Origin of the sequence: Niveispirillum sp. (assembly GCF_017996735.1) — a bacterium.
Taxonomy (GTDB): Bacteria; Pseudomonadota; Alphaproteobacteria; order Azospirillales; family Azospirillaceae; genus Niveispirillum.
Genome location: NZ_JAGOGJ010000036.1, coordinates 39,300 through 56,352, shown reverse-complemented (window position 1 = coordinate 56,352; position 17,053 = coordinate 39,300). Strand labels below are relative to the sequence as shown.

1 protein-coding gene is annotated in these 17,053 nt (G+C 64.3%); it reads left to right on the top strand.

Features of this window, described 5'->3' with window-relative positions:
* The first annotated feature begins 115 nt into the window (after window positions 1-115).
* A complete protein-coding gene (locus KBA48_RS13650; protein ID WP_292907209.1) occupies window positions 116-17,005 on the top strand; it encodes a Calx-beta domain-containing protein in 16,890 nt (5,629 codons plus the stop codon).
* The last annotated feature ends 48 nt before the right edge of the window (window positions 17,006-17,053 follow it).

Here is a 17,053-nt window from a genome sequence, read left to right as displayed (position 1 = left end):
GGGCTTCACCGACCCGGCGCTGAAATATGCCGATGGCACGGGGACCAACCCCGCCCTGCGTCCCGGCGCCAGCGCCACCGACACTGTCATCATCACCGACATTGCCCCCCCGGCTTTGAGCATTGCCGGCGGCGGCAGTGTGGTGGAGGGGGCGCCGGCGGTCTTTACGCTGTCGCTGGGCACGGCCATGAACGTGGCCACCGATATCGAGCTGTCGCTGGCCCATGTCACGACGGCGGCGGGTGACATTGATCCCACCCTGGTGGCCTACACGGATCCCAGCAATCCCGAGGGGTCGGCCCTGACGGTGGTGAATGGCCGCTTCACCCTGCCGGCCGGTGTCACGACCGTCTATGTGAAGGCGGCAACGGTTGCCGACCAGTTGTTGGAGACGCCGGAGAGCTTCACCCTGACGGCCGGCTTCGCCGATCCGGCCTTGAAATATGCGGATGGCACGGGCGCCAACCCGGCCTTGCGTCCCGGCGCCAGCGTTACCCATGCCGCCACCATCACCGACCCGCTGAATTCACGCCCCGACATGGGCATTTCCGGCCCGTCCAGCGTGGAGGAGGGGGCGGATGCCGTCTTCACCCTGACGCTGGGCAAGGCGATGGCCGTGGCCGTCGAGGTCGATCTGGCCCTGGCCGATATTACCACGTCGCCCGGTGATGTGAACCCGACCCTTGTCATCTACACCGACCCTGCCAATCCCGCCGGCTCGGTCCTGACGGTGGTGAATGGCCGCTTCACCCTGCCGGCCGGTGTCACCACGGTCTATGTCAAGGCCGCCACCAATGTCGACACGCTGTCCGAGGCGCCGGAGAATTTCAGCCTGACGGCGTCCTTTGTCGATCCGTTCCTGAAATATGCCGACGGGACTGGTACCGACCCGGCGCCGCGCACCGGGGCCAGTGCGACCGGCGTCGTCGCCCTGATGGATGCCGTTCCCGTCTATGTCAACCCGACCCTGAGCGTCACCGGACCGGGCGCTGAGGTTTCGGAAGGCAGTGCCGCCGTCTTCAAGGTCGCGTTGAACAAGGAACACAGGGCCGATGCGGTCATCGACCTGTCCGTGACCCATGTCACGACGCAGGCCGGCGACCTGGAACCGACACTGGTCGTGTTCACCGACCCGTCGGACCCGGCCGGCAGCACCCTGACCGTCACCGATGGCCGTTTCACCCTGCCGAAGGGGGTGAAGGAATTCTATGTCCGCGCGGCCACCGTGGACGACCTGCCTTATGAAGGGCCGGAGCAGTTCAGCCTGACGGTCGCGTTCGGCGACCCCGAAATGAAATATGCCGACGGCACCGGCAATAGCCCGCAACTGCGCGTGGGGGCCAGTGTCACACAATCGGCCACCATCATCGATGATGGCAGCGGCACGCCCTATGACCCGGTCGGCCAGCCCGTCACCCAAAATCCCGTCAGCGACGATGACCGCCGGACCATCGCCATCACCAGCCCGTCGATCAACGAGGGCGCCAGCCACGCGGTCTTCACGGTCAGCCTGAGCCGTGCGACCAGCGAAAGCCTGACCTTCACCCCGACCTTGTCCACCACGGGCACCGGTGTAGGCCATGCCACGCCCGGCACCGATATCGGCCTTGCCGCCGATCTGGAATATTCCACGGACAATGGCGTGACCTGGGTTGCCGCCAGCAGCGGCGTGACCCTGGCGCCGGGCAGCACCAGCGTTCTGGTCCGCGTCCCCGTCATCAACGACGATCCCGCGCTGTACGAAGGGCCGGAAAGCTTCAATCTGGTCACGGGTCCCATCACCGTCACCGGCACCTCCACCCCCGCGATCATCATGAACCCCGAGGGTGTCACCGGGGTTGGTACCATCTATGATGACGGGTCTGTCGCGGGACCGGGCAGCACTCCGGCCGATGATGACCGTCCCACCATTTCCGTCGACGGCACGGCCGTGCTGGAGGATGCCGGCTACGCGCTGTTCACCGTGCGCCTCAGCAGCGCCAGCGGCGTCGACGTTGTGTTCACGCCTACGCTGGGCGGCACGATCACGCCGGGCAGCGACACCGGCACCGTCACCGATCTGGAATATTACGATGCCGGTACCACGACCTGGCGGTCGGCCGCCGCCGGTGTGACCATCGCGGCCGGCGCGACCAGCGTCATCATCCGTGTCCCCGTTGTCGATGACCTGGATGACGAGGCGACGGAGACCCTCCTTCTGGGCACGGGCGCGGTTGCCGGGGTGTCCAATCCCGGTGGCGCCACGGGTACCGGCACCATCACCGACAATGATCCGTCCTTCGCCTTCCAGACGCAGTCGGTCACCGTGACCGAAGGTCAGGCCATGGACTTTGTGGTTCAGCGCGTCAGCGGCCTGGGCACGGCCGTCACCCTGAACTATTCGGTTCTGGTCTCCTCCACCGACAGTTCCACCCTGCCGGTGACGCGCACGGGCACGGTCAGCTTCACCGCCGACCAGAGCCAGGCCACCATCTCCCTGGCGTCGGTGAATGACAGCCGGGTCACCGATGACCAGCGTTTCTACCTGTCGCTGTCCACCACCGACGATCAGGTCTGGATCACGCAGGGCACCATCCAGGGTACCGTCCGCAACGACGACGCCGAAATCAGCATCCAGAGCATCACGGCCACCGGTCCCGGTTCCGACGGGTTGTTCACCTATACTGTCACCCTGGCCCGCACCAATGCCCTGGGCTTCAGTCACGCGGTCGACTGGACCGTGACGGGGGCCGGGGAGAATCCGGCCGCCATCGGCGATTTCACGCTCCCGGCCAGCCAGCATGTGGTCTTTGCTGCCAATAGCGACCCCAGCGCCGTCTCCGATACGCAGACCTTCACCTTCCAGGCGGCCCCCGGCCTGATCGTCAATGGCGAACGGGCCTTCAATGTCCAGATCGCGGCCGCGGGCGACAGTGTCGGTGGTGTCGTCATGGGTCGCGATGCGGCGCGTGGCACCATCACGCCCACCGGTGCCGCCGCCTCGATCGAGGCGGTGACCACCAGCCGGATCGAAGGCTCCGACCCCACCGATCCCCAGACCCAGACCTTCCGCGTGACCCTGTCGCAGGCGATGAGCCAGGATGTCGTGGTGGAATGGCGGGTGCAGTCCTTCGGGTCCGGTACGCCGGCCGACGCCAACGCAGCGGATTTCGGCGGCACCTTCCCCACGGGCACCGTCACCATCGCCGCCGGCCAGACCAGCGCGCTGATCAATTTTGCCCCCTCGCCCGATAGCACGGTGGAGCCCAACGAGAAGTTCTACGTTGATTTCAGCGTGCTCAGCGGCCCCGCCGGCAAGGTGGGTCCCGCCGTGCTGGGCCGTATCCTGAATGACGAGGCCAGCGTCGGTTTCGCCTTCCCGACCGTTTCCGGCGATGAGGGGGATGCGGGTAGCAACGGCCATCTGACGGCTACAGTTGTCCGCGCCGACTATATCCGTGGCGACGCCCATGTCGATTGGCATGTGGAGCCGCTGGACGGTGTCAATGTCGCGGATATCCTGGGCTATTTCGCGGCCGGACAGGATGTGTCGGGCCGCAATGGCGGGCTGCCCAGCGGCACGGTGACCATCACCACCGGCAATGTCCAGGCGGACATTCTGATGGAACTGGTGGGTAACAACATCGTCGATCCGTCGCGTTATTTCCGCATCGTGCTGGATAATCCCGCAGCGGGCACGGCCCTGGGATCGGTGCATGTCACCAACGCCACCATCCTGGACGATGATGCCTATTTCGAAATGGGCGCCGCCACGCTGGTGCATGAGGAAGGCCAGACCGGCGGCACCTCCATCATCGAGGTGGTGGTCAACCGTGTCGGCGACGCCCGCCTTCCGGCCAGCGTGAACTGGAGCGCGCTGGGCTCCGGCGCCAACCCGACCAACGCGCTGGACCTGCAGCCCGGCAATGGCACGGGTACCGTCCTGTTCGGGGCGGGGGAGAGCACGGCCCGGATTCAGATCCATGTCCGCGCCGACGACAATGTGGAACCCGACGAACAATTGACGGTCACCCTGACCGGCACGACCACGCCACATCACACCCTGACCTCGGTCACCTCCAACCTGTCCACGCAGGTGACGCTGACCAATGACGACGCCTCTGTCAGCTTCGACGGCGGCGCCAACCTGACCCAGTCCATGGACGAGGACGGGGCCGGTCCGGGTTTCGGCGGCGCTGTCTTCACCTTCACCGTGACCCGGTCGGGCGACACACGCCAGGCCGTCAGCGTGCCATGGAGCATCCCGCTGTCAGGCGACCTGACGGCGGCGGATTTTGACGCGGTCAGCGGCACCGTGAACTTCGCGGTCGGGGCCAGCACGGCCACCATCACTGTCCGGGCGGTCGCCGATCTGGCGGTGGAAGGTGACGAGAGCTTCAGTGTCGTGCTGGCACCTGTCGCGGGCGGCGGCGTTTCGCTGGGCGCGCATTCGACCGCCACGGGCACGCTGGTCAATGACGACGTGGCTATTCAGGCGGTTCTGGTCTCCGCCGCGTCCGAAGGGGCGGGCGGGGCCACCAGCACCTACACCTACACCCTGTCGCGCGTGGGCGATACGACGCGCCAGGCGTCGGATGTGAACTGGAGCGTGGCCGGCACCAGCGTGGTGTCCGGCGGCGTCACCTATGCGGAGGCGCTGTCCGCCGGGGAATTCGCGTCCGCCACCAGCGGCAACCTGACCTGGGCCGCCGGTGATACCAGCACCCGCACCGTCACCGTGACGGTCAATAACGACACGGATGTGGAGGGTGATGAGGCCTTCGCCCTCAATTTGACTCACAATGGCAGCGATCGTTCCAACCTGCTGGGCGACGGGCTGGTGGGTGTCGTGCATGATGATGACGCTACCGTCTCCATCACCCGGCTGTCGCCGGCCGCAGTTCCGGAAGGGGCCGCCGGCACCAGCCAGACCGTGTCCTTCCGCGTCACCCGCACCGGTGATCTGTCCTCCACCCTGACCGTGGACCTGACCGCCGTCGGCGGAACCGGCCCGACGCTTGTGACCTTCAGTCCGGAGGCGGAGACCGCCACCATCAGTTTCGGCGATGGCCGCCCCGACCAGGTCGTGCAGATCCTGGGTGGTGACCAGTCCGTCGATGTCAGCTACACGGTGCAGGGCGACGACATCCTGGAGGTTGGTGAGAATATCACCGTCACGCTGAGCAACCCGGTGGCAACCCCGGCCGGTGGCCGGGTGGCCGATACCACGGTCATCTCCCCCACCGCCGGCTCGGCTTCCGTCGCGCTGACCAACGACGACGACAAGATCACCGTTACCGCGGCCCAGTCCACGGTGACGGAGGGTGACAGCGGCACCACGCCCGTGACCTTCACCCTGACCCGCACGGGTGACACCACCAAGGAGACGATCGTCAACTGGCGGGCGCTCCCGGGGACCGGTGTGGCCGTCAATGCCGACGATTTCGCGGGAGGGCAGGAGGATGTGCAGGTCGCCAATAACGGCCTGCCCAGCGGCCGCGTCACCTTCGCCGCCGGACAGACCAGCGCCACCGTCACGGTCAATGTGCTGGGCGATGTGGATGTCGAAGGCGATGAGAACTTCCTGCTGAATCTGGTCGTGGTGGCCGGCAATACCGAACTGACCGACACGCCCGTCACCATCCTGACCGACGATGTCGGTTATTCGCTGGTGGCCCGTACCGACAGTGTGGTGGAAGGCAATGACCCGTCCACGCCGCGCTACATCATCTTCGACCTGACGCGTGATCCCGGCGGCAGCGCCGCCAGCGTCAATTGGGCGCTCAGCGGCGGCATCCTGCTGTCCGACATTGCGGAGATCGACATTGACGGCGTCAGCCAGGGCCAGAACCTGAGCGGCAGCCACACCTTCACCGGGTCCCAGATCAGCGCCGTGGTGCGTGTCAAGCTGGTGCAGGACGCCGTGGGCGAGGCGACGAAGACGGCGACGCTGACCGTCACCGACCCGTCGGGCACGCCGGCCTTCAACCCCATGACGGCCAGCGTCAGCCTGATCGATGACGATGCCGGCCTGTCGATCAGCGCCGGTGTGTCCAGCATCGGCGAGGGCACGGACAGCGATCTGACGGCTGTGGACACCCGCCCCGCCGGCAGCAACGAGGATTACCGCGAACTGACCTTCACCGTTGCCCGCACGGGCAAGCTGACCCAGGTCAGCACGGTGGACTGGACTGTGCTGGCGCAGGCTGGCGTCGATGCCGACGATTTCGTGGGCGGCGTCTTGCCGTCGGGCAGCCTGACCTTTGCGGAGGGCGAGACGTCCAAGACCATCACCATGCGCATCGTCAGCGACTGGAAAGGTGAGGCGGACGAGGATGTGACGGTCCAACTGTCCAATCCGTCGACCGGAACAGGCCTGATCACGGCCACCGCCATCACCACCGTGACGAACGACGATGCGGAGGTGGGGTTCACCGCCAATCTTACGGAAGCCACGGCGCTGAGCCAGATGGAGGGTGACAGCGGCTATGTCACCTTCAGCTTCACCGTCACGCGCACCGGCGTTACCACCCAGGCGCATGAAGTCAGTTGGCGCTTGAAGACGGAAACGGAAAGCGGCGTCACCGTCGGTGATTTCTACGATGCCTATTATGACGACCCCTCGTCCCAGCATCGCGTGAAGGTGCTGCCCTATGGCACCGTTTCCTTCGCGGCGGGGGAGACCAGCAAGACCATCGAGATCAAGGTCAATTCGGATACTTTCGCAGCCAGCCCCGCCAACCGGCCCTGGCCGCCCGAGGTTTCCAGCGGTTTGGAACAGGACGAGCCGTTCACGGTGGAACTGTTCAACCCCGCCACCAAGCCCGCCAATGCCGGCGTTTCGGTCGCAGAGGATGCCGATATCGCCCATGGGATCATCGTCAATGACGATGTGCGTATCCAGATCGTTTCGATCAACACCTCCCTGCCGGAAGGCCGCGTGCCGACCTCGGCCAACGGCTATGACGTCAACCCGTTCGTGCAGGGGCAGCAGGATTGGGTGACCCATACCGTCGTTGTGAAGCGGATGGGTGACCTGTCGCAGGCCGTCTCCTTCGAATGGTTCGTCGATGAGCCCAATTTCGCCAGCCAGATGGTGACGGCCGTGACCAACGGAGTCTCATCTGGTTCATCGGGCATTCTGTCCTGGGCGGCGGGTGACGGGGCCGACAAGGTCCTGTATTTCACCGCGATCCCGGATGACACGCCGGAGGCCGATTACGGCTTCGACATCAAGGTCCGGCCGAACAGTTCGGCGCTGGCGGAATCGGCCCGGATCGACGAATTCAGCGTCGGTGACGACACGATTTCGACCTTCAATGACACGTTCGACGCCATCAGCGGCATCATCCTGGGCAGCATCGTCGTCAAGCGCGATGAGGCCGAAGTCTGGATTTCCAACGACCTCTACCGCGCCTATGACCCCGAGACCAGCCGTTACGACCGGTTCGGCGAGCAGACCTTCAAGACCAGTGTAACGGAGGTGAAGCTGGTCAATCAGGAACTGGGGCCGGAGTCCAATCGCGAAGGCACCGTGATAACGGCCGAGGCCGCGTCTGATTATACCGCGACCATCGGCAGCCTGAGCTTCGATGCCGACCATCGCACCCGCACCGTGACGGTGAATGTCAATCGCGACAATCTGGCCGAACAGCGCGAGACCTTCAGCCTGTTCCTGGATAATGCCGCCAACGGGTCGGTCGGCAGCGACCAGACCAACGTCACCATCATCGATGGCGATGGCACCGATACCAAGTTCCAGTTGAACGTGGTGGGCAGCACGGCCATCGAGGGGCTGGACACCTATGCCCAGTTCCGCCTGGATTTCGGCGCCACCACGACGCAGACCAACGTGTTCCAGTTGGGCTTTTCCGGGTCCGCCATGCTGGACGCCGCAGGGGGCAAGGCCGGCGACTATTTCCGTTATGTCCAGTACAGCACGGATGGCGGGGCGACCTGGATATCGACGGCGCCCGCGCTGGAATTCGACTATGTGGCGGCGCCGGAATCGACCAGCCGCACACAGGCGGTGCAGTACCAGTTCAGCAATGCCGGTCCCGAGCAGTTCGCGAACTGGCTGGACTTTACCGACCTGAAGGAGGGACAGGGCTACAAGGTCGGCGGTGCAGTGAGTGGCCTGCTGTTCAACGGCACGGCCGCGCCGCCGCTGGATACCAGTGGGCGCATCTATGTCGTGCTGGAAAGCGATGGCGCCTGGATCGACGTCGATAATGACGGGGTCAAGGATGATGACGAAACGACCATGGCGTTCGATTCATCGGACCTTGTCTCCACCTTCACCAACTGGGGCGGCGACGCGAATTCACCGACCCAGGCCTGGCGCGATCTGGTGAACCTGGCGGCGCACGCCGTCACCATCCGGGTCAACGACCTTCCCACGCTGGCCAACAACACCAATATCCTCGACCTGCGCCAGTTCGGGGAAGATGACGAGATCATCGTCGACCTGAAGGCCCTGGCCGGTAACGGCTACGCCACCGGCACCACGGATATCAGCGTCACAACCGACAACATCTTCGAAGGTGGCGTGTTCACCAAGCGCGACCAGACGGTGGTCGCGACGGCCAGCCGCAACGGGACCGACTATACCACGACGCTGTTCGCCCATCGCTGGGCCTATAGCGACTATGCGCCGACCGAGCATTACCTGTCGCTGCAGTTCGGCACCTCCCCCCAGGTCATCTTTGGCGATTTCGGCCTGGGGCCCGGTTCCACCAACCCGCCCGCCCCCAGCAATGTGCTGGTGGATGCCAGTGGCTTCACCGGCCAGGTTTCCTTCGTTTCGGGAAGCACCGGCGGACCGTTGAGTGACGTCTGGATACCCGTGCGTGCCGATGCACAGATCGACACCAGCGCCCTGGGCATCCATTTCGGTCAGACGGAGACGGCGGGCACGCTGAAGGGCGGCTTCGTTGGGGTTGCGGACCTGTTGTCCAGCAATGCGCAGAATACCCAGGCGCTGGAATATTTCCGAACCTATGTCGGCGATCCCAACGCCGAACTGTCGGATATCCAGACATATTTCCGCAGCTTCGATTCAATGGGCATCATTGATGCCGGTGTGAAATTCCTGCACTTCACCGTCGAATGGGACGGGACCGGCGCCCCGACCTGGGACGTCACGGGCCTGGACGCCGCGGTGGTGGTGGCGCCGCAGGATGGCAACTGGCTGCAGCTTCAGATGCAGCAGGATATCAATGTCGCCGCCAATACCGGCACCACGGCGGCCGATATCCAACTGAACGACCGCGCGGCCTATGGCGAGGGCGCCAACTCCCTGCTGCCCATTCCGCCCGCGGTGGGAACGCTGACCGGCAGCGGCACCGCAACCTGGGACGGCACGATCAAGGTCGGGCCGGGCGTGGATTCCGTCCTGGTGCGCACGGCCATCGCCAATGACACCATTGACGAGATGGTGGAGCAGATCAATGTCACCGCCAGCGTTGTGTCCGGCGACGATTTCACGGTGCCCTATGGCTCCGGTACCGTCGTCCTGGTGGATGATGACAGCCCGCAGATCACGGTGGGCGCCGGTGTCGTCTATGACCAGAACACCACGCGCCATTACCTGACGCAGACCATCGACATCAACAACCGTAGCGGCGACACGCCGGTGCTGACGGTCAACCAGGGCTTCTACCTGTCGGGTTCGCAGGAGAACAATGCCGGCACCGACCAGGCCTTCACCATCGTCCTGCGCTACCAGGGGCAGTGGGAGGCCGCGCCCATTTCCGAAGTCCTGTCCTCCTCGGTGGAGGGCGCCTACAATGCCGTCGCCTATCAGCATTCCAGTCCACCAGCCTTCAAGGCGCTGAACGGTACGCGGGAAGTCGTCAATGGCGTCGATACCGGCTTCTACCTCTATGAGATGAATGTTCCGGCCGGCACCTTGCAGATCATGATGCGCTCGCAGGTGGAAACGCCGGCAAGCCTGACCCTGGAAGATCTGACGGAGGATGAGCAGGCGCGCGCCGAGACCTTCACCGCCACGGTCGGTCATGTCGATCCCGTCATCGTCGCGCGGGCCACGAACACCACCGAAGCCAACGGCCAGGCCGTGATCGAGGTGGTTGCCGTGGGCGGCGATTTCGCCAACGGCGCCGCCAGTGTCGATTACGGCACCGTCGATGGCGCCTGGGTCGAGCACACCTTCGTCGTGTCGCGCGAACTGGCGACCGTCGGCAGCTTCACCCTGCAATGGGAGGTGGAATCCCCCACGCAGGGCGATCTGCCGGCCGGTGCGGGTGACGGCGAATATGTCAATGCTTACTACCCCAACCCCAAGGTGGGTCCGACCGAAGCCACCGACTTCATCGCCCTGGGTGGACAAAGCGTGACATCGCGGGGCGTGACCGGGACGGTCACCTTTGCCGAAGGGCAGAAGGAAGCCTATATCACGGTCCGTGTCCGCTCCGACGATCTGGCGGAGGTCGACAAGGATTTCCGCGTCAAGTTGCTGGGCGAGGTCATCGACGGCACGCTGGTTACTGGGGCGTTCGAATCCGCTCGTCTTGTCTCCAATCCTGAGAACCCGGACATCTACAAGCAGTCGCCCTTGTCCAATGCCGGCTATGGCCGCATCGCCAACGACGACCGGACCTTCTCCGTCATGGGCATGCTGGTGAAGGAAGGGGTCAGCAGCGTAGCGGTGCGGAGCGGCAACACCTGGGCCAGCGGTGACGGCGCCGGGCTGGGCGTTCCCGATACGAACGGCGCGCTGGCGGCCCAGGGCCTGACCGCTCCCCCCGGCTACTCGCTGCACCAGTTCGTGGTGACGCTGGAAGGCAGCGGGCCGGGCGCGGCATCGGTGGACTGGAGCATTGTCGTCAATGGCATCGATGGCAATGGCGGCTTCATCGAGGATGGTACCTCGTCGCAGGCGGCGGGTGCGCACCGGGCGGAGACGGTCGACTTCCTGCTCTATGACGGTGGCCAGGGCAGTTATGACAGTGCCCTCGGTCTCACCTGGGGCACGCCGAACGGATCGGAGGTGTGGTCGGCCGCCAAGACCCTGTATTTCGCCGAAGGCGTGAAGCAGAAGGTGGTGACCATCGCCATCCGCGACGATCTGCTGGCAGAGGATGCGGAGGAATTCCAGATCGTCCTGTCCAACCCGGTGGCGCTGGAAGGCAGCTACAGCCCTGTTGGTATCGATGCGTTGCGCGGCACCACAAAGGTGCTGATTGCCGACAATGACGGCACCACCGTGAAGGTGGATATCGGCTGGAAGGATGGTGTGTCCGGGACGTTGCATATGCTGACCCGGACGGGTGACGAGATCACGGAAGGCACGGGTTCCACCTGGGACTTCGCCGATGCCGCCCCGACCTCTCCCGCCACCGATGATGACAAGCGCATCGTGCTGGTCTTTACCCGCTCGGCGGCCGATGCCACGGCCAGCCAGGCATTCTTCGAGATCAATTTCGGGAGTGCGGCGGGTGGCGGGCGTTCCGGCTATGTCGTGGAAAGCGGCAATATCGCGGAGGTCAAGCCCGAGTTGTGGCGCGGCATCGTCGATTTCGCGGCCGGCGCCACGGAGGCGCGGGTGGTGTTGCGCGTGGCTGACGACAATCTGGTGGAAGAAGACAACAACCTCACCGTCACCCTTTATGATGCCGAATATTTCCCGACCACATCGGAGGGCATCCGCTTGCCATGGGCTGGGACGCTGGGCTGGGACACCGTGGGTTTCGGCGCGGCCACAGGACTTGCCGACTGGAATACCACCCGCCGTGACCCCGATGCCTATACCGCCACCGTGCGGGTGATGGAGGATGATGTCCGCCTGTGGTTCAAGGAATTCATCAAATCCGGCGTCAACATCACCACCTATAGCTTCGATGACGACCGCGACACCTCCACACCGGATGTCGACCTGTCGCTGTGGGACCCCCGTGTCCGCGTGTTCGAAGGTGACAGCGCCTGGTCGGGGGCATCCGACCAGCATGCCAGTGCCAACAACGGTGATTTCAGTTTCGCCATAGACCGCACCGGCAATCTGAATGGCAATCTCAGCCTGAGCTGGGAAGTCGTGCTGGATGGCACGGCGACTGCCGATGATTTCAACGCCGCGCTGTTCTCCGGTTCCTATGTCGATGGAAACGGCCACACGCATCTGGTGGGCGCCACCCCCGTCACGGTCGCGGAACGCACCATGGGGGCGACATTGACCATCGCCGGGCTGTTCGCGCCGGACCTGACCGTGGAGAATGACGAGACCTTCCATCTGGTGTTCAAGAACCCCGTTTCCTCGGCGGGCGACAAGGTCCTGTTCTCCCCCAATCCGGAGCATGAGAACGATTTCGATGCACGGGACGGCCGGTTCCAGGGCCGCGACGTGATGACCGTTGGTGTCACCATCGCCAATGACGATGTCGTCTATTCCGTGGCCTGGAATTCCCAGAATTCTACGGGTGAGGTGTTGGAGGCCGATCCGACGGCCAGTTCCCCCAATGTGCTGAAATTCGACGTTACCCGCGTGGTCGATGCGGGCAACGACACGACCGACGGCTATATCGGGGCATCCTCCGTCAATTGGCGCGTCGTGCCCCGGAATGGCAGCGACATCACGCCGGCGGATTTCTTCGATACCTTTACCAAGGACGGTCAGACCGTCCTGCCCTATGGCACGGTCAACTTCAGCCCGCGCGACACCAACTCCACCGATGATATCCTGAAGACGGTCGAGCTGCGTATCCGGGGCGACGCCGTGGTCGAGTTCGGTGAGCATTTCACCATCGAGCTGTACAACCCGTCCATCGGCCATATCGATCAGGCGGCGGCCAGCGTCGACGGTGTCATCATCAATGACGATACCGGTCTGCGGGTGGAGAATGTGTCGGTTGCCGAGGGTGACAGCGGTGATCAGGCTGTCACCGTCACCGTGACGCGTGTCGGCGACCTGATCCGCGCCGGCAAGCCCGTGGCCGACCAGATCACGAAGTTCAACTGGAGCGTGGTCGACATCGACACCAACGGTGATGACCGTGGCACCGGCAGCTTCAGCGGCACCGGCGTGGAGATGGGCGACGGGCAAGGCGAGACCACGACCCTGGCGGTCGTCCATGGCTATGCCGAGGAGACGACGACGCTGACCTTCAATGTCAAGGGCGATGCCACTATCGAGGCGGACGAGACTCTGAAGGTCCTGCTGGACAATGTTACCGGCATCGATCAGGTGCTGAACAATGGCAGCGGCATCGTCACCGTGCTGAACGACGATACGGAATTCTCCGTCGTCGCCACCCCGACCTATGAGACCGCCAACAATGCCGTCGTGGAGGATGCGGGCGGTACCTATCATTTCCGGATCACCCGCTCCGTTTCCACGCCGCAGGACCAGACCGTCACATGGTCGGTCGTCGGGTCCGGCGGACGCAACGTGGTGGATGCGGCCGATTTCGGCGGCACCCTGCCCAGCGGCCAGGTGACCTTCACGGCCGGGGAACTGTACAAGGACATCACCTTCTCCGCCGTTTCCAGCGACGGGGTGGCCGAAGCCGACGAGGTGTTCCTGGTGGAGGTTACGGCCTTCGGCACGGGGGCGGAGAACGACCTCTTCGTCACCACCGGCACCGGGGCCAAGGGCACGATCATCAATGACGATGCCTCGGTGTTCATTTCCGACAGCTACCCCATCACCCAGGTGGAAGGCACCAACAGTGATGTCCGCATGTACCGGTTCGAAGTGGTGCGGGCAGGCAGCACGCAGCCCGGCACATCCACCATCAACTGGGCGCTGGATTTCACCGGCATGGGGGCGGATGCCAGCGACTTCACGGGGCCGACCTCGGGCACCCTGACCTTCACGCAGGATGGCGCGCAACTGGTGGAGATCGCCATCGCCGCCGATTCCGTGGCCGAGACGACCCTGCAGGATTTCAACATCCTCCTCAGCAATGGATCGGGCAGCACTACCATCCTGACCCCCTCCGTGAAGGGCATCATCGGCGACGATGATTATGTGCTGTCCATTGCCAATGCCTCCGTCGCGGAAGGCGATGGCAATAACAGTCTGGTCTTCACCGTCACGCGTACCGGTTCCGACAGCCTTCCCGCGCCTGTCTCCTGGGCGCTGGACTTTGCGGGCAAGACGGCGAGCGCGGATGATTTCCGCGCCACCTCCGGCACCTTCACCATACCGGCCGGCGTCACCACCTACACATTCACGGTCCCCGTCCAGGGCGACACGCAGTGGGAGGATGACGAGACCTTCACCATCAACCTGGATTACGGCACCGGTACCGCCTCGGCCACCGGCACGCTGACCAACGATGATGAAGGCTTTTCCCTGGCCGAAATCGACGATGTGAAGGAGAATGACGGCGCAATCACCTTCCGCATCAACCGTGAAGGCAACCTGACGGGCACCAGTGCCGTCACCTGGACCATCACCGGCAGCGGCGCGAACGCCGCGTCCACCAGCGGCAATGATAACGACTTCACCTCCGCCCTTACCGGCACGGTGAATTTCGCCGACAACCAGACCTATGTGGACGTCACCGTCAATCTGGCGACCGATACGCAGTGGGAACCGGACGAAACCTATACGGTGACCCTGTCCAGCCCATCGGCCGGCAGCTCCATCAAGTCGACGGCCGATGGCTCCAGGACGGGCACCATCCTCAATGACGATCAGGGCTATGGCGTCAGTGTCGATGTCAGTCAGATCACGGAGAACCAGACGGGCGGCAACGTTGCGGTGTTCACCATCACCCGCGCGCTGGGCACGGGTGCCTCCACGGTGAAATGGACCTTGTCGAAGCTCAGCGGCGATGCCGACGCCGTGGCGCTGGGCGATCTGCTGATCGATGGACAGGCCGCCGGTGCGGCGGCGTTCGACGGAACAACCCTGTCCTTCGCCAATGGGGAGACCAGTAAGACCGTCACCGTGTCCCTGGTCGGCGACGCCGTCATTGAAAATCCGGCCAGCCTGCGCATGACGCTGTCGCGCGACAGCGGCGATACCAGCAGCACGCTGATCACCAGCACGGCCGACGTGCAGGTGGTGGATGATGACGAGAAGCTGTCGCTGGTCCCGCTGTCCAACCCGTCGGAGGCGGAGGGCAATAGCGGCCTGACCAAGATCTCCTTCAAGGTCACGCGCACCGGCTCCGCCATCGGTGACGCGTCGGCGACCGTGACGATCGCGGGAACCGGCGATCACCCGCTGACGATCGACGATATCGACCATATCGAGGTCGGCGGCCAGACGCTGTCGCCCGGCTCGCTGTCGGCGCTGCTGACCTTTGCCGATGGCAGCATGGCCGACCAGTTGATCGACATCTTCATCAAGGGCGACACGGTCGGGGAGTTCGACGAAAGGTTCACCGTGACGCTGTCCGACCCGGTCGGCGACACCACCCTGGACGTGCGTACCGCCACCCAGACCATCGTGAACGATGATCCCGTTCTGGAACTGGTCATGGCGACCACGGCGGTCAATGAAGGCAACGACAATGACGACCGTGCCATCACCTTCCAGGTCCGGCGCAGCGGCGACCTGAGCCAGACGGCCACGGTCACCTGGAGCGTGCAGCCCGGAACCACCAATCCGGTGGATGCCGATGATTTCGGCGGCTCCCTGCCCACGGGTGTTGTCATCTTCCAGGCCGGGGAGTCGGTGAAGACGGTGACGTTCGTCACACTCGGCGACGATGTCTATGAACCCGACGAGAGTTTCAAGGTGGTGTTGAGCAATCCCATCGGTGCTGCCATCCTCGGCGCCGACAGCATTGCCGGCACGCTGAGCAACGACGATGTCGAGGTCACGCTGGTTGCCAACAACACGACGATCATCGAGCAGCACAACGGACAGTCGGTTACCGCCCAGTTCACGGTGACGGCACAGGGATCGGCCGCCAGCACGCTGGTGACCTGGCATGTGGAAGGCACGGGCCTGCACCCGACCAACGGGGCCGACTTCGTGTCGGGCACCCTGCCATCGGGCCAGACCACCATCACCATGAATGCGGGCATCGGCACGGCCACGATCGATATCGACATCGCGGGTGACGATATCTACGGTCCCGATGAGCAGTTCCGGCTGGTCATCGACACCGTCACCTCCTTCGACAGCAACCAGAATCCCGGTGGCGGCACGGCCACTGTGGGATCGGCCACGGTGACGGTGCAGGATGACGACATCCTGATCGGCCTGTCGCAGACCGAGACGCATCGGTATGTCGAGGATGACAGCGGCACGACCGAGATCCGGTTCTATGTCGATGAGATCCAGCGGTCGGCCAATGCCGTGACGATGGACCATGTGCGGGTCGATTATCACATCACGGGCGAGGTCGATGGCGACGACATCACCGGTGGATCGGGCACCGATGTGGCGCTCAGTTGGGATGCGGTGGAAGAGCGTTATTACATCGGCATGAGCATCAAGGGCGATATGCAGGCCGAGGGTAACGAGCGGTTCGAACTGCACCTGGATGGCGCCCGCACCGACAGCTACAATGGCGGCGTGGAAATCGTGCCCAGCGGTGCGCGCGTGGCGGCCCAGATCCTGGACGATGATTTCGGTATCGGCCTGGTGTCGACCAATCTTTCCCAGGCGGAGGACGGGGCGCGGTTCGTGTTCGACGTCCTGCGCACCGGTCAGGTTGACGAGGCGCTGACCGTGCAATGGACCCTGGGCGCGCCCACTCTGACGGGCAATCAGCAGGGGGTCAGCGCCAACGACTTCCTGGACCCCGTCACGGGCCAGCCCTTCAGCGCCACCACGAGCACGCCGCTGACCGGCACCCTGACCTTCAACGCCGGCCAGTCCACGGCCCGTTTCTCCCTGGAAGCGTCGCACGACCTTGTCCCCGAAACCGACGAACGGTTCGCGGTCAAGGTGGAGGTGACGGAGGTGGGTGGCGTGCCGCTGACCGCCAACGACAATCAGGTGGCGTTGCTGGAAGGTGTCATCCTCAACGACGAAACCCTGCCGATGCCGTTCGACCCCGCGGTCGACCATGTCACGCATCCCACGCTGGACACGGTCGCGGTTTGATGTCCGGGCAATCACGTCATGCAGGCGGTCATCGGATGATGACCGCCG